The organism is Paracoccus sp. SCN 68-21, from assembly GCF_001724535.1.
In the GTDB taxonomy this organism is placed as follows: Bacteria; Pseudomonadota; Alphaproteobacteria; order Rhodobacterales; family Rhodobacteraceae; genus Paracoccus; species Paracoccus hibiscisoli.
Window position 1 is genome coordinate 1 of record NZ_MEES01000036.1, and the last position, 23461, is coordinate 23461.

Below are 23461 nucleotides of genomic sequence, written 5' to 3' on the forward strand. Positions count from 1 at the left end.
TGTTGGCTGTCACTAAGAACTGACCCGGCAGCAGTCGGAATTGTCACTGAGAACTGACCCATGTGGAACCTTGCCTCTGACAGGATCTGTCGGGGGATATCGGAGTGATCGACATGGGATTTTTGAGCGTCATTCGACGTTGGGCATTGCGGGACAAGATGCCCATCCGCGAGATCGCGCGGCGGACCGGGCTGTCTCGCAACACCATCAAGAAGTATCTGCGGGCGGGGATCGTTGAACCCCGGCTCCAGACTCCGGCGCGGCCAAGCAAGCTGGGCCCGTATGCAGAGAAGCTGTCAGGCTGGCTGGTGACGGAGCAACGCAAGTCTCGCAAGGACCGGCGCACTGCCAAGCAGATGCACGCTGATCTGGTTCAGCTTGGCTATGACGGCTCGTATGAGCGAGTCGCAGCCTTTGTGCGGGCATGGAAGGGAGACCGCCAGCGCGCGCAGCAGACGACGGATCGCGGGACATTTGTGCCGCTAGTGTTCCAGCCAGGCGAGGCGTTTCAGTTCGACTGGAGCGAGGACTGGGCCCATGTCGGCGGCGAGCGCATCAAGTTGCAGGTGGCCCACATCAAGCTGTCGCACAGCCGCGCGTTCCTGGTCAGGGCCTATCTGCTCCAGACCCACGAGATGTTGTTCGACGCGCATTGGCACGCGTTCCGGGTCTTCGAGGGCGTGCCGGGCCGCGGGATCTACGACAACATGAAGACGGCGGTGGATCGCGTGGGCGTGGGCAAGAAGCGCGATGTGAATGCGCGGTTCATGGCAATGACCAGCCACTATGTGTTCGAGCCCGACTTCTGCAACCCGGCGGCGGGCTGGGAGAAAGGACAGGTCGAGAAGAACGTCCGCGATGCGCGACACCGGCTCTGGCAGGTGATGCCAGCCTTCTCAGATAGCGATGCGCTGAATGACTGGCTTGAAGAGCGCTGCAAGGTTCTGTGGGCCGAGACTGCGCATGGCACTTTGTCTGGCAGCTTTGCCGATGTCTGGGAAGCCGAGAAGCCTGCGCTGATGCCGTTGCCCACAGCCTTCGATGGCTATGTCGAGCAAAGCAAGCGGGTGTCGCCGACCTGCCTGATCACCTTCGAGCGCAATCGCTACTCTGTGCCGGCCAGCTTCGCGAACCGCCCCGTCAGCCTGCACATCTACCCCGATCGGCTGGTGATCGTGGCCGAAGGGCACGTGGTCTGCGCGCATGCGCGCATCATCGAACGGTCCCACCGGCAACCTGGCCGCGTCGTTTATGACTGGCGCCATTACCTCGCCCCTCGCCATTGTCCTCGGACCGATGGCGGACAGTGGCTCGATCCAGCGCAAGCCGGGGGCGCTGCGTAACGGCGCCCCGTTCGTCGAGATGCCGGAGGCGTTCCGCCAGTTGCAGGGACAGATGCTGCGCAAGCCTGGCGGGGATCGCGAGATGGTCGAGATCCTGTCCCTGGTTCTGCAACACGATGAACAGGCCGTGCTCTGTGCCGTGGAAATGGCACTGGAGGCGGGGGTGCCGACCAAGACGCATGTGCTGAATCTGCTCCACAGGCTGGTGGACGGCACGCCGGCAGATCAGCCGGATGTGACCCCGCCAGAAGCTCTGGCTCTGCGCAAGGAACCACAGGCGAATGTTGCGCGGTATGACGGTCTGCGACGGCCCCTGGACGCGGGAGGCACACGCCATGCGTCATGATCCCGCCGGCGCCGCCATCGTCATCATGGCTCGCGCAGCCTGAAGATGCCAGGCATGGCGCAGGCCGTGCATGATCTCATGGAGCAAGGTGCGCCAGCATTCGAAGCCGCGATGCCGATGCTATCGCAGCTGCTCAAGGCTGAGATGGCCGAACGCGAGGTGCGCTCCATCTCCTATCACATGAAGGCCGCGCGCTTCCCGGCCTACAAGGACCTGTCCGGCTTCGACTTCGGCGCCAGTGAGGTCAACGAAGCCCTCGTGCGCCAGCTGCATCGGTGCGAGTTCATGGACGCGGCCGAGAATGTAGTGCTGATCGGCGGACCCGGCACCGGGAAGAGCCATGTCGCGACCGCCATCGGCGTCCAGGCCATCGAGCACCACCGCAAACGCGTGCGCTTCTTCTCAACCGTCGAGCTGGTGAATGCGCTGGAACAGGAAAAGGCTCAAGGACGGGCCGGGAAGATCGCCGAGGCGCTGGTGAAGACCGAATTGGTGATCCTTGACGAGCTCGGATACCTGCCCTTCAGCGCCTCGGGCGGAGCGCTGCTGTTCCACCTGCTGAGCAAGCTCTACGAGCGCACCAGCGTCGTCATCACCACGAACCTCAGCTTCAGCGAATGGGCCACGGTCTTTGGTGATGCCAAGATGACCACGGCCTTGCTCGACCGTCTCACCCATCGCTGCCACATCCTCGAGACCGGCAACGACAGCTATCGCTTCAAGGCCAGCTCCGAGACAGCAAAAAAGAAACGGAAGGAGGCAGCATCATTGACCCCAGCATGAACCAGCACACATAACGACCGGGCGGGTCAGTTCTCGGTGACAATGCCGGGTCAGTTCTCAGTGACAGCCAACACCAGCCTGGCGAATGCCCGGAGAGGGCCGAAATTGTCAGCCGGTGTATGAGTTTGCTCCCTGTCGTGCTGACCGGCCTTTTCCTGCAAAGCTGCGATGCGCTTTGCCCCCAAGTCCGCTCGATCCGCTTTGGTATTCGGAGGCGTTTGCTCGCTTATTCCCATGTCCTTGGCCCCGGAACTGACACGGGAAAAATAGCAGATGGCTGTCTCGGGTGATAACTGCGGCGCGAGGCGCAAGCTAATACTCTTCCAAATTACGTCAGCTTTGCTGCTGCAAAGGAAGAATAGTGGCCACTTGAGGAACACTTCAGTGGCAATCAACAACAACGGGAAAATGGTCGGAGCGAGAGGATTCGAACCTCCGACCCCCTGCTCCCGAAGCAGGTGCGCTACCAGGCTGCGCTACGCTCCGACCGTAGGATGGGCAGTTAGCGCGCCGCCTGTCCGAATGCAAGCCCTCAGCTGCGGGGGGGCCACAATCTTTGCAGGATCGTGGATTTGGGCGCCGTCACCGTCTCGGTCCGCAGGCGGGCGCTGGTGGCGGGGCGGTTCGCGCTGACGCCGCCGCGGCTCTCGCGCCAGACGATGTAGATGCCCGAGGCGATGATCACCCCCGCACCCAGCAGGGTGGCGGGGTCGACCCCCTCTCCGAACAGGAACCAGCCATAGGCGGTCGCCCAGAGGATCTGCGAATACTGCATCGGCGCCACGATGGCGGCCTCTCCGGCGCGATAGGCCATGATGACCAGGAACCCGCCCATCAGGCCCAGGGCCGCGATGATGCCGGTCATCGCCAGGTGGATCAGCTCCATCGGCTCATAGCTGATCGACAGGGCCGCGCCGGTCGCGAAAAAGTTGCCCAGCATCGGCCACATCATCAGGACCATCGGCCGCTCGGCCCGGCCAAGGCGGCGGATGATGACCGCAGCCATGGCGCTGGCGACAGCGCCTGCCATGGCCGCCGCATGGCCCAGCTGCAGCTCCTGCCCGCCGGGGCGCAGCACGATCAGCACGCCCGACAGGCCCACCACCACCGCCGCCCACCGGTGCAGCCCGACCTTTTCCCCGAGCAGCGGGATCGACAGGATGGTGATCAGCAGGGGCGTCGTGAACAGGATCGCATAGACCTGCGTCAGCGGCAGGGTCGAGAAGGCATAGAACCCCGCCGCCCCCGCCACCACCGCACACAGCGTGCGCAGGATCACCCAGCCGGGGTTGTTGGGGCGCAGCGTGCCCGGCTGGGGGTCGCGCATCAGCACGATGCTGACCAGCGGAAAGGACAGCAGGGAGGCGAAGAACAGGATCTGCAACGCCGGATAGGACGCGCCCAGGGTCTTGATGATCACGTCATGCGTGGCATAGAGGCCCATCGCCGCCAGCTGCAGCAGCGCGCCCTTGACGTTGCCGGTCAGCGCCAATCAGGCCTCCAGCGCGGCGATGATGGCGTCGCCCATCTGCGACGTGCTGACCGGAGTGCCGCCTTCGGGGCCCATCAGGTCGGCGGTGCGGACGCCATCGGCCAGGACGCGCTCGACCGCGGCCTCCAGCTGATCGGCCGCAGCACCCTCGCCGAACGAATAGCGGAGCGCCATCGCGAAGGACAGGATGCAGGCGATGGGGTTGGCCAGCGCCTTCCCCGCGATGTCGGGGGCCGATCCGTGGACAGGCTCGTACAGCGCCTTGGGGCGGCCGTTGGGCATCACCGCGCCCAAGGATGCCGACGGCAGCATCCCCAGCGACCCGGTCAGCATCGCCGCCGCATCCGACAGGATGTCGCCGAACAGGTTGTCGGTCACGATCACGTCGAACTGGCGCGGCGCGCGCACCAGCTGCATCGCGCCGTTGTCGGCATACATGTGCGACAGGTCCACGTCCGGATATTCGTTCTGATGCACCCAGGTCACTTCCTCGCGCCACAGGATGCCCGATTCCATCACATTGGCCTTTTCCATCGAACAGACCTTGTTGCCGCGCGCGCGGGCCAGCGCGAAGGCGGCGCGGGCCACGCGGCGGATCTCTCCGCTGGTGTAACGCTGGGTGTTGATGCCGACGCGGCCACCCTCGTTCTCGGGGTTGTTGTCGTCGGAATGGATGCCGCGCGGTTCGCCGAAATAGACGCCCGAGGTCAGCTCGCGCACGATCAGGATGTCCAGACCCGCCACGACCTCACGCTTCAGGCTGCTGAAATCGGCCAGCGCGTCGAAACATTGCGCCGGGCGCAGGTTGGCGAACAGGTCCATCTCCTTGCGCAGGCGCAGCAGGCCCCGTTCGGGTTTGACGCTGAAATCCAGCACGTCGTATTTGGGGCCGCCCACCGCGCCCAGCAGGACCGCATCCACCGCCTGCGCCCGCGCCATGGTCGCATCCGCCAGCGGCACGCCATGCGCGTCATAGGCCGCGCCGCCCACCAGATCGTGGGTCACGTCGAACGCCATGCCGCGGTTCACCTGGAACCAGTCGATGACCTTGACCACCTCGGCCATGACCTCGGGGCCGATCCCGTCGCCGGGCAGGATGAGAAGCGAATAGCGGTCGGACATGATCCCTCCTTCAGGTGCCCGCCGGGGACAGGGCGGGCTGCCGGTCCGGGTTAGACCCCGCCTGACGCGCGGTCAAGATTCCCGCCCCCGCTCACGACAGTTTGGGTTGCACCCTGCGGCGCGCTGGCCGACCCTGTCCGCCGACCGTGACTGCGCACGAGGACCGTGATGACCCGTTGGACTGCCCTGATGATCGCCGCCGCGACGGCATTGACGCAACCTGCCCTGGCGCAGACCTCGGACGGGGTGCCGGGCGACCGGGTGGTCGTGCCGCTGCCGGACGTGTCCGGCCTGTCCGATGACGCAGCGCAGGCGCTGGCGCACGATCTGGCGCAGATGACCGTGATCACCGCCGAATGCCCCGAACATGATGTCAGCGGCCCGGAATTCCAGCTGATGGCCGGCACCACCGATGCGCTGACCGAACGGCTGGGCCTGGACCCGGTCAGCTATGACCGCGACTATGTCCGTCCCGCCTTTTCCGTGATGTCCGAGGCCGATGCCTGCGACCGCCTGGGCCCGCAGGTCCCCGAGATGATCGCCCGGCTGGAGGGCATGGGCGGCAGCACCCAGCCCGTGACGCCGGGCCTGGCCGAGGCCGCCGCCGCCGAGGCCGCAGCCGATGCCGACACCGAAACGGACGCCCCCGCACAGTAACCCCTGCCCGATATCCCCCTGACGGTGATGCCCCGGCGCGACGCCGGGGCCGCCGGTGATTTGCACATCTTGCAGATTCCGCGCGCTTGCCCCAGCGTGCCGCCGGGGAACGGAGGGTCGTCGTGATGCTGAAGGCCGGATTGGTCAGCCTGGTGCTGGCCTATATGCTGTCGCAATTCTATCGGGCGTTTCTGGCCGTGCTGGCGCCGGTGCTGCAGGATCAGGTGGGGGCCGGGCCGGGCGATCTGGCCCTGTCCTCGGGGCTGTGGTTCATCGCCTTTGCCGCCATGCAGCTTCCGGTGGGCGCGGCCCTGGACCGGTTCGGGCCGCGCCGCACGGTCGCCTGGCTGATGGGGCTGGGCGGGGCCGGGGGGGCGGTCGTCTTTGCGCTGGCCACCGCGCCCTGGCACCTGCATGTCGCCATGACGCTGCTGGGCATCGGCTGTTCGCCGGCGCTGATGGGGCCGTATTACATCTTTGCGCGCGAATATCCGCAGGCGGCCTTTGGTGCGCTGGCGGGGATGCTGGTGGGCTTTGGCTCTCTGGGCAACATCCTGGGCGCATCGCCGCTGGTCTGGGTGATCGAGGCCGCGGGCTGGCGCCAGACGCTCTGGGGGCTGGCTGCGGTGACGCTGGGGGTGGCGGCGCTGGTCCTGGCGGCGGTGCGCGACCCGGCGCGGCTGGGCGCGGGCCATCCGCAGGGGTCCATCGGCCAGATCCTGCGCCTGCGCGGGCTGTGGTTCATCCTGCCGCTGTTCGGTGTGAACTATGCGGTGACGGCGGCGATCCGCGGCCTGTGGGCCGCCCCCTGGCTGACCGAGGTGCATGGCGCCGACGCCACCCAGATCGGCCGCGTGACGCTGGCCATGGGGCTGGCGATGGTCGCGGGCAGCTTTGCGGTCGGGCCCGCCGCGCGGCTGGCCGGAGGGGCGCGGCGCGCGGTGATGATCTTTTCGGCGGTGATGATCGCGGTGATGGGGGTGATGGTGCTGCAACCCACGCTGCCGCTGGCGGTGGTGACGGTGCTGCTGGTGGTGCTGGGTTTCTTCGGCTCGGCCTATCCGCTGCTGATGGCGCATGGGCGGGGGTTTCTGCCACCGCATCTTGTGGGTCGGGGGATGACCTTCCTCAACATGATGTCGATCGGCGGGGTGGGGGTGATGCAATTCGCCTCGCGGCCGGTCTATGCGGCGGCGCAGGGCGCCTACCCTCCGGCGCAGGCCTTCGCTATGCTGTGGCTGTTCTTCCTGATCCCCTTGGCGATCGGGTTCCTGCTGTATTTCCTGACGCCCGAGGCACCCGCCCATGCCCCCGACCCAGACTGATCCGCTGATCGTCGCACCGAACCTGAAACGCCGCCTGTCGGGCGTCACGGCGACGGTGGTCCGGCTGATCCCGGTGCAGGCGCGGATGATCGACATCCGCGCGACCGGCCCCGGCCTGCCTGCCGACATCCCCCACATCCCGCTGTGGCGCGCGGCCACCCTGCCCCGCGACCGCTGGCGGGTCTGGCACGCGCGCCGCAATACCGAAATGGCGCTGGGCCTGATCCTGCGCCGCATCCTGCGCCGCAGATACCGCCTGCTGTTCACCTCCGCCGCACAACGCAAGCACACCGGCTTTACCCACTGGCTGATCCGGCAACAGGACGCGCTGATCGCGACCTCGCCCCAGGCCGCCAGCTATCTGGAGCGTCCCGCGACCGTCATCCTGCACGGCGTGGACACCGACGTGTTCCACCCCAGCCCCGACCGCGCCGCCCTGCGCGCCCGACTGGGCCTGGACCCCGACGCCATCCTGATCGGCTGCTTTGGCCGCATCCGCGCGCAGAAGGGCGTCGATCTGCTGGTCCAGGCGGGGCTGGAGCTGCTGCCCACCCGCCCACGCGCCCAGATCGTCTTCACCGGCCGCATCACCCCCGACAACCGCGCCTTTGCCGACGACCTCCAGGCGCGCATCAAGGCCGCCGGGCTGGAAAACCGCATCCGTTTCCTGGGCGAGCTGCCGTGGGAACAGGTGATCGCCCATTACCAGGCCCTCGACCTCTTTGCCGCCCCCGCCCGATGGGAGGGCTTCGGCCTGACCCCGCTGGAGGCCGCCGCCTGCGCCGTCCCCACCGTCGCCGCCCGCGTCGGCGCCTATGAGGCGCTGATCCGCGACGGCCAGACCGGCAGCCTGGTCCCCAAGGACGACGCCCCCGCCCTGACCGCCGCGCTGGCCCGCTGGCTGGACGACGATGCGGGCCGGGCCGCCGCCGGTCAGGCCGCCCGCGCCCATGTCGCGGCCAACCACGCGATCGCGGCCGAGGCGCAGGCCATCACCGCCGTCTATCGGTCGCTTCTGTGAACCGCCTGGCCTTCGCCACCGCGCGGCTGATGCGCCGCGACGCCCCGCTGGCGGCGCTGTCCGTGCCGCAATCCGCGCTGCTGGCCGACCTCAGCGGACAGCGGGTCGCGCTGATCGGCAATGCCCGCGCGCTGGCCGACCGGACGCATGGGGCGCAGATCGACGCCGCCTGTCGCGTCATCCGCATCAACCGCGCGCCGATGCCCGACGCCACCAGCCATGGCACGCGCACCGACTGGCTGGCGCTGGCCACGCGGCTGCCCGACGCGGACCGCGCGCGGCTGGCGCCGGGCCGCATCCTGTGGATGTCGCCCAAGCGCAAGCGGCTGGATTGGGCCATCGCCTCCAGCGAGGGGTTCTACCTGCACCCGCTGGCCGATATCGACCTGCTGGCGGGCAGGCTGGGTGCGCCGCCCACAACCGGCGCCATGATGATCGACCTGCTGCTGCGCAGCGACTTGGCCAGCCTGACGCTGTATGGCTTCGACTTCTTCGCCAGCCTGTCGCTATCGGGGCGGCGCGCGGCCGCCGATGTGCCGCATGATTTCGCAGCCGAGGCCGCCTGGGTGGCCGATCTGTTGCAGCGCGACCACCGTCTGACGCTGATCCGCTAGACGGCCCTTGCGCGGCCTGCATGCTGTGCAATCCTGTCCGCTTCCCCAGAACGGGGCACCAAGCAGACAGGGAGAAACCCATGACCACCCTCAAGGCCGCCCTGGCCTCAACGGCGCTGATCTGCGCCACCCCGGCGCTGGCACAGGATTTCGGCGCCTATGGCTATGACACCATGCGCAGCCTAGCGCTGGATTATCCGGGCCGCTTCACCGGCACCCCGGACAGCGGCACGACCTTTTTCAACGCGGCCGAATACATGCGCGGGCGGCTGTCCTTTGGCGGCAATGCCGTCACGCGGCAGGATTTCATCGCCACCAACCGCCGCACGGGGGCGACGCTGGGCCCGTCGCAGAACCTCGTCGTGTCGATGCCGGGGGCGGATGGCCGCTTTCTGGTCGTGGGCGCGCATTTCGACACGGCGGGCACCTCGCCCGACCTGCAGGGGGTTGGATGACAACGCCTCGGGCGCGGGGGTGCTGACCGAACTGGCCGGCCATATGTCGGGGCTGGACACCGATCTGGGCCTGGAATTCGTGGCCTTCGGCGCCGAGGAGGTCGGCCTGCAGGGCGCCGCCCATTACGTCCAGACGCTGGGCGAGCGTCGCGACGACATGGCCGGCATGATCAATATCGACAGCCTGATCACCGGCGATTTCATGTATGCCCATGCCGGGACCGAATATCTGGATGACCCGGCGCTGCTGTCGCTGTGGTCCCGCGCGCAGGACATCGCCCGCGATATGGGCATCGACCTGCGCAGCAATCCGGGCCGCAACCCGGACTATCCGATCAACACGGGCTGCTGTTCGGACGCCGCGGTGTTCGAGGGTTACGGCATCCCGATCCTATGGCTGGAATCGACCAACTGGGATCTTGGCGATCTGGACGGCTATACCCAGACCGACAACCCGGCGATCCCCGGCGGATCGACCTGGCACGACCCGGTCGAGGACAACTGGGAGTTCCTGCTGGCCGCCCTGGGGCCTGAGCGGTTCGAACAGCGCATGCGCGACTATGCCCGCATCCTGACCCGACTGCTGGTCGAGGAGACCGGCGCCGACCTGATCGCCTCGTCGCAGGATGCGGCCCTGTCGGCGGCGCAGATCGCCGATCTGGCCACCCGTCAGCAGGCCGACCTGGCGGCGCTGTCGCTGCGCGCCACCCGCGACCGCCTGGGGGCCGACGGCGCCATCGGGCAGATCACGCCCTCCATCGCGGTGCAGGGGCTGGCCACGCCGGACAGCAGCGCCACCTTTGGCCGCGATGGCGGGGCGGCGCTGATGGCGCGGGTGGGGGTGGCCTATCAGGCGGCGCCCGGCCTGTCGCTGGGCGGCCAGCTGGCCTATGCGCGCACGGGCGACGACCTGCGCAGCGGCGATGATCTGGAATCGACCGCCTATCAGCTGTCGCTGGACGCTGCCTATACGATGAACGACGACTGGGTCGTGGGCGCGGTCAGCTGGGGCAAGTCCGACCTGGAGGGCACGCGCGACTTCGTGCTGCGCTCGGGGCTGGGGGCGACCATCGTTGCACGTGATTTCGACTGGTCGACCAATGCCTATACCCTGGGCGCGCGGGTCCAGGCGGGGCGCGACTATGCCACCGCCACGGGGGTGACATACGGCCCGGTCGTGGGGCTGGACTACAGCCGCACCCGCATCGGCGGCTTTTCCGAAGGGTCGGGCGACCGTCGCGCCGTCACCTATGCGAGCCAGGCCATCGAAAGCCTTGAGGTTCAGCTGGGCGGCCGCGTCGGCACCGATCTGGACGTGGCGGGGCGCCCCGTCGCGCTGTCGGCGCAAGGCGCGCTGGTCCATGACCTGGCCGAAGGCGCACCCTCGCGCATCCGCGTGACCGATGCCTCGGGCACCGATCGCCAGGTGACGCTGGACGGGCAGGACCGCAACTTTGTCCGCCTGGGCCTCTCGGCCAGCACGGCGCTGTCGGACCAGGCGGATGCCTGGGTGACGCTGGACAGCCGCATCGGCCATGATGCGGGCTCTCAGGCGACGGTCGGCGCGGGCCTGGGTCTGCGCTTCTGAGGCGACCGTTGCGCGCGCGGGGCTTGCTGCGCGCGCAAGCGGTGTACACCCTGTGCACGCCCGGTGCATCGGGCGTGCATACCCGGTGCGGGCGGTTTTACCAGGCCCCGCTGGCTGGGACCGCACCGCCGTGCCGGGCGTGTTGCGCGGTGCCGGGTTGCAACGCGCGCTGGCGTTGCGTGCGTTTTTGCGCTAGACGCCCCGGACCGCAGAAAAAGGAGTCCCCCCGAAATGGGTTACAAAGTCGTCGTCGCCGGCGCCACGGGCAATGTGGGCCGCGAAATGCTGAACATCCTGGACGAACGCCAGTTCCCCGTGGACGAGATCGCCGTGCTGGCCTCGCGCCGCAGCCAGGGCACCGAGGTCAGCTTTGGCGACAAGACTTTGAAGATCAAGGATATCGAGCAGTTCGACTGGACCGGCTGGGACATCGCGCTGTTCGCCATCGGATCGGACGCCACCAAGATCCACGCCCCCAAGGCCGCGGCCGCGGGCTGCGTGGTGATCGACAACTCGTCGCTCTATCGCTACGACCCCGACGTGCCGCTGATCGTGCCGGAAGTGAACCCCGAGGCGATCCACGGCTATGCGAAAAAGAACATCATCGCCAACCCCAACTGCTCGACCGCGCAGATGGTCGTGGCGCTGAAGCCGCTGCATGACCGCGCCCGGATCAAGCGCGTGGTTGTCTCGACCTATCAATCGGTTAGCGGCGCGGGCAAGGACGGCATGGACGAGCTGTGGGACCAGACCAAGGGCATGTACGTGCCGGGTCAGGAAAAGGCCCCCAACAAGTTCCAGAAGCAGATCGCCTTCAACGTGATCCCGCAGATCGACGTCTTCATGGAAGACGGCTCGACCAAGGAAGAATGGAAGATGGTCGTCGAGACCAAGAAGATCATGGACACGTCGATCAAGGTCACCGCGACCTGCGTCCGCGTCCCGGTCTTTGTCGGCCATTCGGAATCGATCAACATCGAATTCGAGGACTTCCTGGACGAAGACGAGGCCCGCGACATCCTGCGCGAGGCCCCCGGCGTCATGGTCATCGACAAGCGCGAGCCCGGCGGCTACATCACCCCCGTCGAATGCGTGGGCGATTACGCGACCTTCATCAGCCGCATCCGCCAGGACGGCACGGTCGAGAACGGCCTGAACCTGTGGTGCGTCAGCGACAACCTGCGTAAGGGCGCGGCCCTGAACGCGGTCCAGATCGCGGAACTGCTGGGCAACCGGGTGCTGAAAAAGGGCTGATCCGCGTCAGACCGGATTGCTGGGGGGCGGCGTGGCAAGGGCCATCGCCGCCCTCATGCTGTCGGAGCCCGTCTTCGCGCCGATACCGATCATGCCGCCGTGCCGGACAGGTTCAACCCGCAGCCCAGGGGCATCACCGCGGCCTATCCAGCCCGGATCATCGGCTGGCGGCCCGACCCCATACGGGTCAGATCGACACCCACCGCCGGCCGCCATCCTCTGCCTGCAGCAGTGTGCCCTGGCTGATGTCATGGACCAGCCCGTGCAGCGACATCTCTCCGGCCTCGACGGCCGAGCGGACAAAGGGGAAGGTCAGCAGGTTCTCCAGCGACACCAGCACGGCCTCGCGCTCCAGCGCGCTGACCTGATCCTCGGCGGGCAGGTCCTTCACGCGGTCGTATCCAGGGCGCAGGATGTCCATCCAGCGACCAACAAAGCTGGTCTTTTCCTCCAGCTCGGGGGCGGCGCCCGAACACATCGCGTGACAGCCCTGCACGCCCCCGCAATTGGTGTGGCCGACCACGATCAGATGCGCCACCTTGAGCGCCGCCACCGCATATTCCACCGCGGCCGAGGTGCCGTGCTGCAACCCGTCGGGGGCATAGGCGGGCACCAGGTTGGCGATGTTGCGGTGGATGAAGAACTCTCCCGAATCGGCGCCGAAGATGCTGGTGACATGAACCCGGCTGTCACAGCAGGAAATCACCATCGCGCGCGGACGCTGACCCTCGGTGGCCAGGCGGCGGAACCAGGCGGCGTTCTCGTTGTACGACGTCGCCTTCCAGCCGTGATAGCGCTTGATCAGATATTGCGGCAACGGAGACAGGTTGTGCATCTGGAACCTCGCTTTCTGCCAGCGTGATAGGCCGGAGTTGAGACAAATTCGAGCCTTTTATGCGGTCCCGCTCAAGGGTTTCTTCACCGACAGGCGCCATGGTCGGCCCGTGCGGGGACAGATCCCTTCGGAGGTGCGGATGGCACAAATATCGGCTTTGGCCGTATCTGAGGTGGTCCGCGTGGACAGCCGTCGCGTGGCAGAGATCGTGACCGAGCTGGGCGAGACGGCGGCCCAGCACGTCATCGGGCTGGCGCTGGAACAGCTGGCGGCCGCCCTGACGACGGTGGATGAGGCGCTGCAGGCGGGCGACATGGGGCAGGCGGTGGCCCAGGCCGAACGCATGTCGCGGCTGGCCTGGCAGATCGGGCTTTTGTCGCTGGCGGGCGTGGCGATGGACCTGGGCAGCACGGCGGAACGCGGCGACATGGCGGCGCTGGCGGCGATCCGGGCGCGGCTGTTGCGGGTGGGCAACCGCTCGCTGACGGCGATCTGGGACCGGACCGCCCTGGGCTGAGGTTGCAGGCGGCGCCCGGTCCTGTAGGCTGGCCCGGCAACTGCCAAGGACCTGCCCATGACCCCGGAACTCGCGCCCGCCTCCGACACCACCCTGCCGCTGTGGCTGGTCTGGTCCGGCGACCCCCTGCCCGATGACGCGGGCAGCTGGCCCCAGGCCAGCGGCTTTGCAGGCAAGACCGGGCAGATCTGCCTGCTGCCCGATGCGCAAGGCGGGCTGCGCGGCGCGATCATGGGCCTGGGGACCCGCGCGCAGGCCGGGCGCGACCGCTTTGCGCTGGCCCGCGCGGCGGCGCTGCCGGTGGGCGATTGGCATCTGGCGGCCCTGCCCCAGGGGCTGGACCCCGATCAGCTGGCCTTGGGCTGGCTGCTGGGCCAATACCGCTTCACCCGCTACAAGGGCGCGCCCGTGCAGGGCCCGCGCCTGGTCTGCCCCGCAGGGGTCGATGCCGACCGCCTGCTGGCCATCGCCGGGGGCGAGTTCCTGACCCGCGACCTGATCAACACCCCCGCCAGCGACCTTGGCCCCGACAAGCTGGAGGCCGCTGCCCGCGCCTTGGCCAATGACATCGGCGCGCGGGTCGAAGTGATCTGCGGCGGCCAGCTGCTCAAGCAGAACTTTCCGCTGATCCATGCGGTGGGCCGCGCCTCGGCCAGCGAACCGCGGCTGATCGACATCCGCTTGGGCGATGCGGGGCCGATGCTGACCATCGTGGGTAAGGGGGTCTGCTTTGACACCGGCGGCCTGAACCTGAAACCCGGCGCGTCGATGGGGCTGATGAAAAAGGACATGGGTGGGGCTGCGACCGCGCTTGGCCTGCTGAAGATGCTGGCGCGCAGCGGGGCGGCGTCGGGCCTGCGCCTGCGCGTGCTGATCCCGGCGGTGGAAAACAGTGTCGCGGGCAATGCCTTCCGCCCCGGCGACGTGCTGCCCTCGCGCAAGGGCCTGACGGTCGAGGTCAACAACACCGATGCCGAGGGGCGGCTGGTCCTGGCCGACGCCATGACCTACGCGGCCGAGGAAAACCCCGACCTGATGATCACCCTGGCCACCCTGACCGGGGCCGCGCGGGTGGCGCTTGGCCCCGACCTGCCCCCCTTCTACTGCGACGACGATGCGACGGCGGCCGCGATCCAAGGCGCGGGCATGGCAGTGGGCGACCCGGTCTGGCGCATGCCCTTCTGGGAGGCCTATGAGCCACAGATCGAACCGGCAATCGCCGATCTGGACAACGCCCCCTCGGGCGGCATGGCGGGCTCGATCACCGCCGCCCTGTTCCTGCGCCGCTTCGCGGAGGGCGCGGGCCGATATGCACATTTCGACATCTATGGCTGGCAGCCCTCTGCCGCCCCCGGCCGCCCCAAGGGCGGGGTCGGACAGGCCGCGCGCGCGCTGATGGCCGCGCTACCGCAGATACTGGCGCGCTGATGGACCGCCGCCTGACCCCGGCCACCGACCGCGTCGCGCTGGACAGCCTGCGCGGCCTGCTGGACCGCCCGGCCTGGACCCCAGGCGAACCCGCGCGCCTGGCCATCCCGCTGGCGGACCTGCTGACCGCGCCCGACGGCCGTCGTGACCGGCAGGTGCTGTTCGGGGCCGACCTGACCGTGATCGAGCGCCGCGACGGGATGAGCTTTGTCCAGGCCGCCCTGGACGGCTATTGCGGCTGGCTGCCCGACACCGCGCTGACCCGCGACCGGCCCCCCGTCACGCATCGGGTGACGGCCCCCGCCACGCATGTCTATCTGGAACCCGACATGAAGCGCCCCGAGCGGATGTCCCTCTCCCTGGGCGCCCGCCTGTCGGTGACCGGGGTCCACGACGGCTTTGCCACCCTGGCCACCGGCGGCCATGTTCCAGTGCAACATATCGGCGACGGGCCCGCCCCAGACCCCGTCGCCGTGGCCGAAAGCCTGGCTGGCACACCCTATCTGTGGGGCGGCAACAGCCGGTCGGGCATCGACTGCTCTGGCCTGGTCCAGGCCGCGCTGTCCGCCTGCGACATCGCCTGCCCCGGCGACAGCGACCTGCAACGGGAGGCCTTCCCCCCCACCGACACCATCGACCGCGGCGACCTGCTGTTCTGGCCCGGCCATGTCGCCATGGCCCTGTCTGCCGACAGGATGATCCACGCGACCGCCTGGACCATGAGCGTCACGCAGGAACCCATCGCCCACGCGATCAGCCGCATCGACGCCGCAGGCCAAGGCCCATTCCAAGGCGCGCGCCGCCCCCCTTCTTCTTCATGACAATATCCCGCAGGGACGGGGGCAGCGCCCCCCAGCCCGGCCTACAGGTTGAACACCCGGTCCGGCTGAACCATCCCGCCCTGATAACGGCCGATGCAGACCGGCCCCTTGGCGTCCTGAACCCAGACCAGCTCGCCCCATTCGGCGCCGCCCGTCACCTCGCCGGGATTGCCGTTGCGGATGCGGATGCCGCCCTCGACGGTCGCGCGCAGCATCGGCAGATCGGCCAGCCCCGTCTCCAGTGGCAGGATCTGCGTCTCCAGCCAGTCCTGCGCCTCGCGGTCCACGCGGTCGAAGGCCACGCCATGTTCGGCCTCGAACGGCCCCGACCAGGTGCGGCGCAGATGCGCGACATGGCCCAGACAACCCAAGGCCCGGCCCAGGTCACGCGCGATCGAGCGGACATAGCCGCCCTTGCCGCAGACCATTTCCAGGCGGGCGGTGTCGGCCTGGGCCTCCAGCAGGGTCAGGCTGTCGACCCACAGCGGGCGCGCGGCCAGCTCCATCTCGACGCCCTCGCGGGCCAGGTCATAGGCCCGCTCGCCCTCGACCATCACGGCAGAAAAGGCGGGCGGGACCTGCATGATGTCGCCGGTGAACCCCGCCAGCGCGGCCTCGATCTGCGCGGCAGAGGGGCGCGCACCGGCGGTCCGCACCACGGTCCCCGAGGCATCGTCGGTCGTCGTCTCCGACCCCCAGTTCACCACGAAATCATAGCATTTCAGCGCATCCGTGACGATGGGGACGGTCTTGGTCGCCTCGCCCAGGGCGATGGCCAGCACGCCGGTCGCGTCGGGGTCCAGCGTGCCGGCATGGCCCGCCTTCTTGGCGTCCAGCGCCCACCGCACCTTGGCCACCACGGCGGTCGAGTTGACCCCCGCGGGCTTGTCCACGATCAGCCAGCCGTTGATGTCCCGGCCCTTCTTGCGCGCCATGGTAACTCCTGCAAAACAAGGGCCGGGGGATAGACCCGCGGCCCGCAAGGGTCAACCGTCCTGCTCGACCAGGCCGATGATCGGCCCCATGCTGCGCCCGAAATCCGCCCGCCGCACCGATGGCGCATATAGCCTGGAGATCGAGCCGTCGAAATACAGCGCATCGCGCACGCCCAGCCCGTCGCGAAAGAACCGCCCGAATTCGTGAAACGTCACCGGCCTGTTCGAGATGGCGAACCACGCCGTCTGCCCGTCGGGCGCCACGCCCACGCCGTTGCGGATATAGCGGCTGTCGCTGTCGACCAGGAACCGGGGGTGCAGATCGCCGTCGATGACCAGCATCGGCCCCGACTGGCTGGCCAGCCGGCAACCGGGCCGCGCCTCGGCGAAGGCCCGCGATTCGATCACCTGAAAGGGCCGCGCGCCGCCGGTGCAAAAGACCCCGTTGGGCAGCATCCCGAAATTGTCGCGGCTGGCCCCGGTGACGATGGGCGACAGCTCGACCCCGTCCACGACCAGCAGGCCCACGGGCCGATAGTCGGCGTGGAACATGCCCGCGTTCATGGCGAAGGACAGCGTCTCGTCCGGACCAAGCGTCCGGCGCACATTGGCGAATGTGCGCAGCGGCGCGCCGTCCGCGCCGTCCTGGAACAGCCGCAGCGCGGGCTCCTGCGCGGCCTCGACAGCACACAGGACATAGCCCTGGCCGTCATGATCCACCCGTTCGCATTGCGCGGCACCCCCGGGCAGCAGGGTCGCGACCAGCATGCCCGCGGCCACCGCCGCCAGGCGCGGCAGATCAGGCGTCATCGTCTTCGCGGTCGGGGGCCTCGACATCGCGGCGGACGCGCTCGTCCTCGAACAGGCGGCGGGTGTCGTCCATGCGATCGAACGTCTCGTCCAGCTGGAACCGCAGCTCGGGCGCGTATTTTAGCGTCATGGCCTTGGCGACCAGGTGGCGCAGCTCGGGCGTGTTGCGGCGCAGGGCCAGCAGCGCCTCGGGCGCGTCGCGACCGCCCAGGGGCAGCACGAAGGCCGTCGCCACCTTGAGGTCGGTCGACATCGAGACCTCGGCCACGGTGATCGAGTGGCGGTTCAGGTCGGGGTCATGCACATCCGCCCGCGCAAGCACGTCGGACAGGGTGCGGCGGATCAGTTCGCCCACGCGCAGCTGGCGCTGCGCCTTGGAGCCTTGACCCTGGGAATTGCGGTTCTGTGCCATGCGCCCCGATGTAGGGGGTCGCGGGCCGCGCCGCAACCTTGTATCACGCGACCAAAGCCAACAGGGGTGGACCATGAGCGATTTGCAGAACACCGATCAGCCGCAATTGCCGGGCGTCGTGGTGACCGGCGCGTCGGGGCGCATGGGGCAGATGCTGATCCGGCTGATCCTGGACAGCGCCGATCTGCGGCTGGTGGGCGCGCTGGACCGGCCCGGCCACGACTGGATCGGGCAGGATATCGGCACGGCGATGGGGGCCGCACCCGTGGGCGTCACGGTCAGCGACGATGCGGTCGGCGCCATCGCGCAGGCGCAGGCGGTGATCGACTTCACCAGCCCCGATGCGACGGTGGCCTTCGCCGAACTGACCGCGCAGGCGCGCGCGGTCCATGTCATCGGAACCACTGGGCTGGAGCAGCGGCATCTGGACGCGCTGGCCGCCGCCGCGCGCCATGCGCCCATCATCCGTGCGGGCAACATGAGTCTGGGCGTGAACCTGCTGGTCGGGCTGACCCGCAAGGTCGCCGCCGCCCTGGGCACCGAATGGGACATCGAGGTCGTCGAGGCCCACCACCGCCACAAGGTCGACGCGCCCTCCGGCACCGCGCTGATGCTGGGGCAGGCCGCGGCCGAGGGGCGGGGCGCCACGCTGGACGACCTGCGCGTGCCCGCGCGCGAGGGCATCACCGGCGCCCGCGCGCCCGGCAGCATCGGGTTCGCCGCGATCCGGGGTGGCGACGTGGTGGGCGAACATGATGTGATCTTTGCCGCCGAGGGCGAGCGCATCGTGCTGCGCCATCTGGCGACCGACCGCGCGATCTTTGCGCGCGGCGCGTTGCGCGCCGCGGTCTGGGGCCAGGACAAGGGCCCCGGCGAATACGACATGATGGACGTGCTGGGCCTTCAGGGCTGAACAGAGCAGCAGCCCGACAGCATCCGCGGGCTGTCGCCGTGGATCACCACCTGCGCGCGCAGCCCGAACAGGCGGTCCGACATCCCGTCATTGCATTGCTGCGGGGTGGCCATCAGGGTCACCCCCTGCGCGACCACGGCGCGGGTCGGGTCGCGGAACACCCCGGTGGACAGGACCGCCTGAATGGGGCGGATGTCATCCTCCATGTCGGGGCCGGTCAGCACCAGGGCGCCGTCCTGTGGCGCGGCACCCCAGAACGGTTCGGTGCCAAAGCACTGGAACCCTTCGGGCAGGCGGTCCTCCTCCCAGACATCGACGCGGTAATCCAGATAGCGGGCCGAGACCCAGCCCGACCCCTCGCCCTTGTTGACGCGCGCCCAGCCCTGGCGTTCCTGGACCACCTCGATGCGAGTGGCGTCGGGGGCCAGCGTGCCGATGATGGGGGCGCTGGCGTTCGGATCGGCGCGGATGTTCAGCACGTCGTCCGCGGCCACGCGGGCCACGTCGAACAGGGTGGGCAGGATGTATTCCTGCGTGGCCAGCGCCGGGGTGGCCGACAGCATCAGGACAAGGGCGGTGCGGATCATGGGGCCTCCTTTTCGGATCAGCCTAGCGCAGCGGGGGCCGCGCCGCATCACACGGTTTCGCGCCCTGTTCCCCCCGGCGCGCCGACCGGCTAGAACCGCCCCATGAGCACGCGCCTGATCGCCACCGAGACCCTGACCGCCGCCCTGGCACGGATGCTGGCCGCCGACCTGGCGCCGCCCGCGACCCTGTTGCTGGACGGACCCGTGGGCGCGGGCAAGACGCATTTCGCCCGCGCCTTCATCCGCGCCCGCCAGGACGATTGGGCCGAGGACGTGCCCAGCCCGACCTTCACCCTGGTCCAGACCTATGACGACCCGATGGGCACGCAGATCTGGCACGCCGACCTCTATCGCCTGACCGACCCGTCCGAGCTGACCGAGCTGGGCCTGGACGAGGCGATGGATGACGCGATCTGCCTGATCGAATGGCCCGACCGGCTGGACGGGGTGCCGCCCGGCGCGCGGACCATCGCGCTGCTGCCCCAGCCCGATCCGGACCTGCGCCTGATCGCGATGGATTTCCCCGGCGCCGACCGTCTGGCCGCGCGCGCCGCCTTTGTCGTGGCGGCGGGACAGGCCGAGGCGCGGGTGCAGCCGCTGGCGGGCGATGCCTCGGCCCGGCGGTATTATCGCCTGCCGGGGGTGGGGGTGCTGATGGACGACCCGTCGGGGTCCGTCGCGCCGTTCCTGGCGATGACCGACTGGCTGCGCGGCCACGGCTTTGGTGCGCCGGCAGTGCTGGCGCAGGATAGCGCGCAGGGGTTCCTGCTGCTGGAGGATCTGGGCGACGATCTGGTCGCCCGCGTGCTGGAGCGCGCGCCGGCCCTGGCCCCCCAGATCCACGACCGCATCACCGATCTGCTGGTGGCGCTGCACCGCCTGCCTGTCCCCGATTCCGTCGCGCCCCTGGGCGGCCCGGCGATGGGCGATCTGGCGGCCCTGTTCAGCGAATACTATCCGGATGCCGACCTGCCCGGCCTGCCCGCGCTGATCGCCGAGCTGCATGACCGCCTGTGTCGCGACCTGCCCCCGGCGATCAGCCTGCGTGATTTCCATGCCGAGAATCTGGTCTGGCGCGGTGACGCCCCCCTGGGCCTGCTGGATTTTCAGGACGCGGTCGCGGCCCATCCGGCCTATGATCTGGTGTCCGCCCTGCAGGATGCCCGCCGCGACGTGGACCCCGCCACCGAACAGGTCCAGATCGCCCGCTATCTGGCCGCGACCGGCGCGGATCAGGCCGCGTTCCGCGCCGCCTATGCGCTGATCGGGGCGCAGCGGGCGCTGCGCATCCTGGGCGTCTTTGTCCGGCTGGCGGTGCGGGACGGCAAGCCGCGCTATCTGGCCTTCATGCCGCGAGTCTGGGCGCATCTGCAGCGCAATCTGGCCCATCCGGCGCTGGCGCCCCTGCGCGACGCGCTGGTGGGCGTGCCGGCACCCGATGTCGCCTTGCGGGAAAGGATCGCACAATGCCGCCCCTGATGATCTTTGCCGCCGGTCTGGGCACGCGGATGCGCCCGCTGACAAACGACCGGCCCAAGCCGCTGGTGCAGGTCGCGGGCCGCGCCCTGCTGGACCGCGCGCTGGATCTGGGCCGCGATGCGGGGGCCGCGCCCATCGTGGTCAACACCCACTACCTGGGCGCTCAGATCGAGCGGCATCTGGCCGGGCAGGATGTGGCCATCAGCCCGGAGCCGGGCCTGATCCTGGACACCGGCGGCGGGTTGCGTCAGGCGCTGCCCCTGCTGGGGCGGTGGCCGGTGATGACGCTGAACCCCGACGTGGTCTGGACGGGGCCGAACGTGCTGTCGGCGCTGGCTGCGGGTTGGGACGACCGGATGGACGCGCTGCTGGCGCTGGTGCCGCTGGACCGCGCCACGGGGCGGCAGGGCGCGGGCGATTTCAGCCTGGAGGGCGGCCGCCTGACGCGGCAGGGCGATTACGTCTATGCGGGCGCGCAGATCATCCGCCCCGACCGGCTGGCGGACATCCCGGACCGGGCCTTTTCGCTGAACCGCCTGTGGGACCTGATGATCGCGGATGGCCGCGCCTATGGCATGGTCCATGCGGGAGGCTGGTGCGACGTGGGCTATCCGGCCGCGATACCCTTGGCCGAGGCGCTGCTGGATGGCTGAGATGCAGGGCCTCTACGCCCTGCCGCCGGGCCTCGATTTCGCGGACTGCTTTGTCCAGGGGCTGTTGGAGCGCATGTCGGATCAGCCGCCCGAGGCGCTGGCCCGCGTCACCATCCTGACCAATGCCGCGACGACCATGGGGGCGCTGCGCCGGGCATTCGACCGGGCCGGGCCGTTGCTGCTGCCGCAGATCCGCTCGATCACCGGGATCGATCCGGGGCCGCTGGTCATGCCCGACCCGCCGGTCCCGCCCTTGGCGCGGCGGCTGCAGCTGGCCCGCCTGATCGCGCAGATGCTGGCGCTGCGCCCCGATCTTGGGGCGGGCCATTCCATCCCGGTGCTGGCGCAGTCCCTGTCCCAGCTGATGGTCGAGATGCAGACCGAAGGGCGCGACCTGTCCGACCTTGAGGCGATCGACACCGGCGATCACGCGCGCCACTGGCAGAACGCGCTGGCATTTTTCAAGATTGCTGCGGATTTTCATCTGAAGAACAGCTGGGAAGACCGCCCCGCCCGCCAGCGCGCCGCATCCGAGGCCGCCGCCCGCGACTGGCCGCAGGGGATCGGCCTGCCGCAGGGGCCGGTGATCGTCGCGGGCTCGACCGGCTCGCACGGGGCCACGCGGCTTTACATGCAGGCCGTGGCGGCGCTGCCCAACGGCGCGGTCGTCCTGCCGGGGTTCGATTTCGACCAGCCGCCCCCGGTCTGGGACGGGCTGGAGCGCGCCGACGACCACCCGCAGGCGCGGTTCGCGCCGCTGATCGCCACCGCAGGCTATCCGCGGCGCTGGACCCAGGCGCAGCCGCCATCCGCCGCGCGCAACCGGCTGGTGTCGCTGGCGCTGCGCCCCGCGCCCGTCACCGACCAGTGGATCGCAGAAGGCCCCGCCCTGCCCGATCTGGTCCCCGCTACCGCGGACCTGACGCTGATCGAGGCCGACCAGCCCGGCCAGGAGGCCGAGACCATCGCCCTGATCATGCGCGACGCCGCCGAACGGGGCGACCTGATCACGCTGATTGCCGCCGATAGCGGTCTGATCCGCCGGGTCACGGCGGCGCTGGACCGCTGGCATATCCGCCCTGATGACAGCGCGGGCCGCCCCCTGCCCCTGACCGCGCCGGGCCTGTTCCTGCGCCAGGTGGCCGCGCTGTTCGGCCAGCCGCTGACCATCGACCGCCTGCTGATCCTGCTGAAGCATCCGCTGACCGCGACCGGATCGACCGTGATCAAGCGCAACGACATGCTGCGCGAGACGCGAGAGCTGGAGTTGCAGCTGCGCCGCAACGGTCCGGCCTTTCCCGACGCGGACACGCTGGCCGATTGGGCCACCAAGGGCGACGAGACGCGCAAGATCTGGGCCGAATGGCTGGCCGCGATGCTGGTGCGCATCACCGCCCTGGCCCGCGATCGGGGGCCGCGCCCCCTGCCCGACCGGCTGTCGGACCTGATGGGGCTGGCGCAGGCGCTGGCGGCGGGTCCGGCGGGCGATGTCGACCAGTCGCGCCTGTGGCAGGACAAGGCGGGCCAGATGGCGCGCGCCGTGCTGGACCACCTGGCCGAGCATGCCGGTCTTGGCCCCGATATCGGCCCCGGCGATTTCAGCGCCCTGCTGGTCACCGAATTGCAGGCCAAGGCCGTGCGCGAGGACGTGGCGGGCCATCACTGCCTGCGCATCCGCGGCCCGCGAGAGGCGCGGCTGTATGCCCACGGCACGGTCATCCTGTCGGGCCTGAACGAGGGTGGCTGGCCGCAGCATCTGTCCCCCGACCCGTGGCTGTCGCGCCAGATGCGCGCCGCGGCGGGCCTGCCGCTGCCCGAACGCCAGATCGGGCTGGCCGCGCATGACTTTCAGCAGGGCATTGCCGCCGAACGCGTCATCCTGACCCGCGCGAAACGCGATGCCGAGGCCGAGACGATCCCCTCGCGCTGGCTGAACCGCCTCATCAACCTGATGAGCGGCCTGCCCGAGCGGAACGGGCCAGCGGCGCTGACGGCGATGCGGAACCGCGGCCAGCACTGGCTCCAGCTCGCCGAGGCGCTCTCCCGGCCCGCGCAGCGCAGCCACTCCGCC

The 23461-nt window shown here is 69.2% G+C and carries 22 protein-coding genes, 1 tRNA gene and 1 pseudogene; 16 read left to right on the top strand and 8 right to left on the bottom strand.

Features of this window, described 5'->3' with window-relative positions; translation table 11 throughout:
* The first annotated feature begins 113 nt into the window (after positions 1-113).
* Both istA and istB read left to right on the top strand, forming a co-directional pair.
* Positions 114-1689, top strand: a pseudogene (istA, locus tag ABS73_RS11240) (IS21 family transposase).
* 45 nt (positions 1690-1734) lie between these two features.
* The gene (gene istB, locus ABS73_RS11245; RefSeq protein WP_286693456.1) at positions 1735-2472 is read left to right on the top strand and encodes an IS21-like element helper ATPase IstB; all 738 of its coding nucleotides are present in this window, start codon (positions 1735-1737) and stop codon (positions 2470-2472) included.
* A gap of 409 nt (positions 2473-2881) precedes the next feature.
* Here istB and ABS73_RS11250 read toward each other — a convergent pair.
* From ABS73_RS11250 to leuB, 3 genes are all read right to left on the bottom strand, one after another.
* Positions 2882-2958: transfer RNA gene (locus tag ABS73_RS11250), tRNA-Pro, on the bottom strand.
* 46 nt (positions 2959-3004) lie between these two features.
* A complete protein-coding gene (locus ABS73_RS11255) occupies positions 3005-3958 on the bottom strand; it encodes a DMT family transporter (RefSeq protein ID WP_277023272.1) in 954 nt (317 codons plus the stop codon).
* A 6-nt stretch (positions 3959-3964) separates the two neighbouring features.
* Positions 3965-5086, bottom strand: coding sequence for a 3-isopropylmalate dehydrogenase (leuB, locus tag ABS73_RS11260; protein ID WP_277023269.1), 1122 nt, complete (start codon positions 5084-5086; stop codon positions 3965-3967).
* A 168-nt stretch (positions 5087-5254) separates the two neighbouring features.
* Between leuB and ABS73_RS11265 the strand changes: the two genes are divergently transcribed.
* The 7 genes from ABS73_RS11265 to ABS73_RS11295 all read left to right on the top strand — a co-directional run bounded on the left by ABS73_RS11265 (position 5255) and on the right by ABS73_RS11295 (position 12000).
* Positions 5255-5743 carry a hypothetical protein gene (locus ABS73_RS11265; protein WP_277023267.1) on the top strand — a complete coding sequence of 163 codons (489 nt, stop codon included), beginning with the start codon at positions 5255-5257 and terminating at the stop codon, positions 5741-5743.
* 125 nt (positions 5744-5868) lie between these two features.
* On the top strand, positions 5869-7068 hold the full coding sequence (locus ABS73_RS11270) for an MFS transporter (RefSeq protein WP_423805187.1): 1200 nt from the start codon (positions 5869-5871) through the stop codon (positions 7066-7068).
* The gene (locus tag ABS73_RS11275) at positions 7049-8089 is read left to right on the top strand and encodes a glycosyltransferase family 4 protein (protein ID WP_277023263.1); all 1041 of its coding nucleotides are present in this window, start codon (positions 7049-7051) and stop codon (positions 8087-8089) included. Before ABS73_RS11270 ends, ABS73_RS11275 begins: the two co-directional genes overlap by 20 nt.
* A complete protein-coding gene (locus tag ABS73_RS11280) occupies positions 8086-8703 on the top strand; it encodes a glycosyltransferase family 29 protein (protein ID WP_277023261.1) in 618 nt (205 codons plus the stop codon). The genes ABS73_RS11275 and ABS73_RS11280 overlap by 4 nt, the downstream gene beginning before the upstream one ends.
* A gap of 80 nt (positions 8704-8783) precedes the next feature.
* The gene (locus ABS73_RS11285; RefSeq protein ID WP_277023259.1) at positions 8784-9158 is read left to right on the top strand and encodes a zinc-binding metallopeptidase family protein; all 375 of its coding nucleotides are present in this window, start codon (positions 8784-8786) and stop codon (positions 9156-9158) included.
* Positions 9151-10746 carry an autotransporter domain-containing protein gene (locus tag ABS73_RS11290; RefSeq protein WP_277023257.1) on the top strand — a complete coding sequence of 532 codons (1596 nt, stop codon included), beginning with the start codon at positions 9151-9153 and terminating at the stop codon, positions 10744-10746. The genes ABS73_RS11285 and ABS73_RS11290 overlap by 8 nt, the downstream gene beginning before the upstream one ends.
* 231 nt (positions 10747-10977) lie before the next feature.
* Positions 10978-12000, top strand: a complete 1023-nt coding sequence (locus ABS73_RS11295) for an aspartate-semialdehyde dehydrogenase (RefSeq protein ID WP_277023255.1) — start codon at positions 10978-10980, stop codon at positions 11998-12000.
* 187 nt (positions 12001-12187) lie between these two features.
* Here the strand turns inward: ABS73_RS11295 and ABS73_RS11300 are convergent, their stop codons facing one another.
* Positions 12188-12835: a carbonic anhydrase gene (locus ABS73_RS11300; protein WP_277023254.1), complete on the bottom strand. Its 648-nt coding sequence runs from the start codon at positions 12833-12835 to the stop codon at positions 12188-12190.
* 139 nt (positions 12836-12974) lie between these two features.
* On the opposite strand from ABS73_RS11300, the gene ABS73_RS11305 reads away from it, so the two are divergent.
* The 3 genes from ABS73_RS11305 to ABS73_RS11315 are packed head-to-tail and all read left to right on the top strand — an operon-like array spanning position 12975 to position 15601.
* Positions 12975-13352: a hypothetical protein gene (locus ABS73_RS11305; RefSeq protein ID WP_136856081.1), complete on the top strand. Its 378-nt coding sequence runs from the start codon at positions 12975-12977 to the stop codon at positions 13350-13352.
* Between the two features lie 57 nt (positions 13353-13409).
* Positions 13410-14780 (top strand): leucyl aminopeptidase family protein, encoded by a 1371-nt coding sequence (locus ABS73_RS11310; RefSeq protein ID WP_277023251.1) that lies wholly within the window; start codon positions 13410-13412, stop codon positions 14778-14780.
* Entirely contained in the window at positions 14780-15601 is an 822-nt protein-coding gene (locus tag ABS73_RS11315) for a C40 family peptidase (protein WP_277023249.1), read from the top strand. Before ABS73_RS11310 ends, ABS73_RS11315 begins: the two co-directional genes overlap by 1 nt.
* A gap of 41 nt (positions 15602-15642) precedes the next feature.
* Here ABS73_RS11315 and truB read toward each other — a convergent pair whose 3' ends face one another.
* The 3 genes from truB to rbfA are packed head-to-tail and all read right to left on the bottom strand — an operon-like array spanning position 15643 to position 17758.
* Positions 15643-16536 carry a tRNA pseudouridine(55) synthase TruB gene (truB, locus tag ABS73_RS11320; RefSeq protein ID WP_277023247.1) on the bottom strand — a complete coding sequence of 298 codons (894 nt, stop codon included), beginning with the start codon at positions 16534-16536 and terminating at the stop codon, positions 15643-15645.
* 51 nt (positions 16537-16587) lie between these two features.
* Positions 16588-17304, bottom strand: a complete 717-nt coding sequence (locus ABS73_RS11325) for a phosphodiester glycosidase family protein (protein ID WP_423805186.1) — start codon at positions 17302-17304, stop codon at positions 16588-16590.
* 31 nt (positions 17305-17335) lie between these two features.
* Positions 17336-17758: a 30S ribosome-binding factor RbfA gene (gene rbfA, locus ABS73_RS11330; RefSeq protein WP_136856086.1), complete on the bottom strand. Its 423-nt coding sequence runs from the start codon at positions 17756-17758 to the stop codon at positions 17336-17338.
* Positions 17759-17831: 73 nt separating this feature from the next.
* On the opposite strand from rbfA, the gene dapB reads away from it, so the two are divergent.
* The gene (gene dapB, locus ABS73_RS11335; RefSeq protein ID WP_277023243.1) at positions 17832-18671 is read left to right on the top strand and encodes a 4-hydroxy-tetrahydrodipicolinate reductase; all 840 of its coding nucleotides are present in this window, start codon (positions 17832-17834) and stop codon (positions 18669-18671) included.
* On the opposite strand, the gene ABS73_RS11340 is transcribed toward dapB, so the two are convergent.
* Positions 18662-19258, bottom strand: coding sequence for a COG3650 family protein (locus ABS73_RS11340; protein WP_277023242.1), 597 nt, complete (start codon positions 19256-19258; stop codon positions 18662-18664). The two genes, dapB and ABS73_RS11340, sit on opposite strands and share 10 nt — an antisense overlap.
* A 102-nt stretch (positions 19259-19360) precedes the next feature.
* Here ABS73_RS11340 and tsaE point away from each other — a divergent pair, with 102 nt between their 5' ends.
* The 3 genes from tsaE to addB form a co-directional block, all read left to right on the top strand.
* A complete protein-coding gene (gene tsaE, locus ABS73_RS11345; RefSeq protein ID WP_277023240.1) occupies positions 19361-20737 on the top strand; it encodes a tRNA (adenosine(37)-N6)-threonylcarbamoyltransferase complex ATPase subunit type 1 TsaE in 1377 nt (458 codons plus the stop codon).
* Positions 20725-21390, top strand: coding sequence for a nucleotidyltransferase family protein (locus tag ABS73_RS11350; RefSeq protein ID WP_277023238.1), 666 nt, complete (start codon positions 20725-20727; stop codon positions 21388-21390). The genes tsaE and ABS73_RS11350 overlap by 13 nt, the downstream gene beginning before the upstream one ends.
* Positions 21383-23461 (top strand): double-strand break repair protein AddB (addB, locus tag ABS73_RS11355; protein WP_286693457.1); only part of this gene is annotated, 2079 nt, incomplete at its 3' end. The genes ABS73_RS11350 and addB, both read left to right, overlap by 8 nt.

Coding starts and splice junctions, on each gene's coding strand:
- ABS73_RS11305 (WP_136856081.1), top strand. CDS start 12,975: ATGGCACAAATATCGGCTTTGGCCGTATCTGAGGTGGTCCGCGTGGAC.
- ABS73_RS11275 (WP_277023263.1), top strand. CDS start 7,049: ATGCCCCCGACCCAGACTGATCCGCTGATCGTCGCACCGAACCTGAAA.
- ABS73_RS11270 (WP_423805187.1), top strand. CDS start 5,869: ATGCTGAAGGCCGGATTGGTCAGCCTGGTGCTGGCCTATATGCTGTCG.
- leuB (WP_277023269.1), bottom strand. CDS start 5,086: ATGTCCGACCGCTATTCGCTTCTCATCCTGCCCGGCGACGGGATCGGC.
- ABS73_RS11340 (WP_277023242.1), bottom strand. CDS start 19,258: ATGATCCGCACCGCCCTTGTCCTGATGCTGTCGGCCACCCCGGCGCTG.
- truB (WP_277023247.1), bottom strand. CDS start 16,536: ATGGCGCGCAAGAAGGGCCGGGACATCAACGGCTGGCTGATCGTGGAC.
- ABS73_RS11315 (WP_277023249.1), top strand. CDS start 14,780: ATGGACCGCCGCCTGACCCCGGCCACCGACCGCGTCGCGCTGGACAGC.
- dapB (WP_277023243.1), top strand. CDS start 17,832: ATGAGCGATTTGCAGAACACCGATCAGCCGCAATTGCCGGGCGTCGTG.
- ABS73_RS11350 (WP_277023238.1), top strand. CDS start 20,725: ATGCCGCCCCTGATGATCTTTGCCGCCGGTCTGGGCACGCGGATGCGC.
- ABS73_RS11310 (WP_277023251.1), top strand. CDS start 13,410: ATGACCCCGGAACTCGCGCCCGCCTCCGACACCACCCTGCCGCTGTGG.
- ABS73_RS11295 (WP_277023255.1), top strand. CDS start 10,978: ATGGGTTACAAAGTCGTCGTCGCCGGCGCCACGGGCAATGTGGGCCGC.
- ABS73_RS11300 (WP_277023254.1), bottom strand. CDS start 12,835: ATGCACAACCTGTCTCCGTTGCCGCAATATCTGATCAAGCGCTATCAC.
- ABS73_RS11265 (WP_277023267.1), top strand. CDS start 5,255: ATGACCCGTTGGACTGCCCTGATGATCGCCGCCGCGACGGCATTGACG.
- tsaE (WP_277023240.1), top strand. CDS start 19,361: ATGAGCACGCGCCTGATCGCCACCGAGACCCTGACCGCCGCCCTGGCA.
- rbfA (WP_136856086.1), bottom strand. CDS start 17,758: ATGGCACAGAACCGCAATTCCCAGGGTCAAGGCTCCAAGGCGCAGCGC.
- ABS73_RS11325 (WP_423805186.1), bottom strand. CDS start 17,304: ATGCTGGTCGCGACCCTGCTGCCCGGGGGTGCCGCGCAATGCGAACGG.
- istB (WP_286693456.1), top strand. CDS start 1,735: ATGCCAGGCATGGCGCAGGCCGTGCATGATCTCATGGAGCAAGGTGCG.
- ABS73_RS11285 (WP_277023259.1), top strand. CDS start 8,784: ATGACCACCCTCAAGGCCGCCCTGGCCTCAACGGCGCTGATCTGCGCC.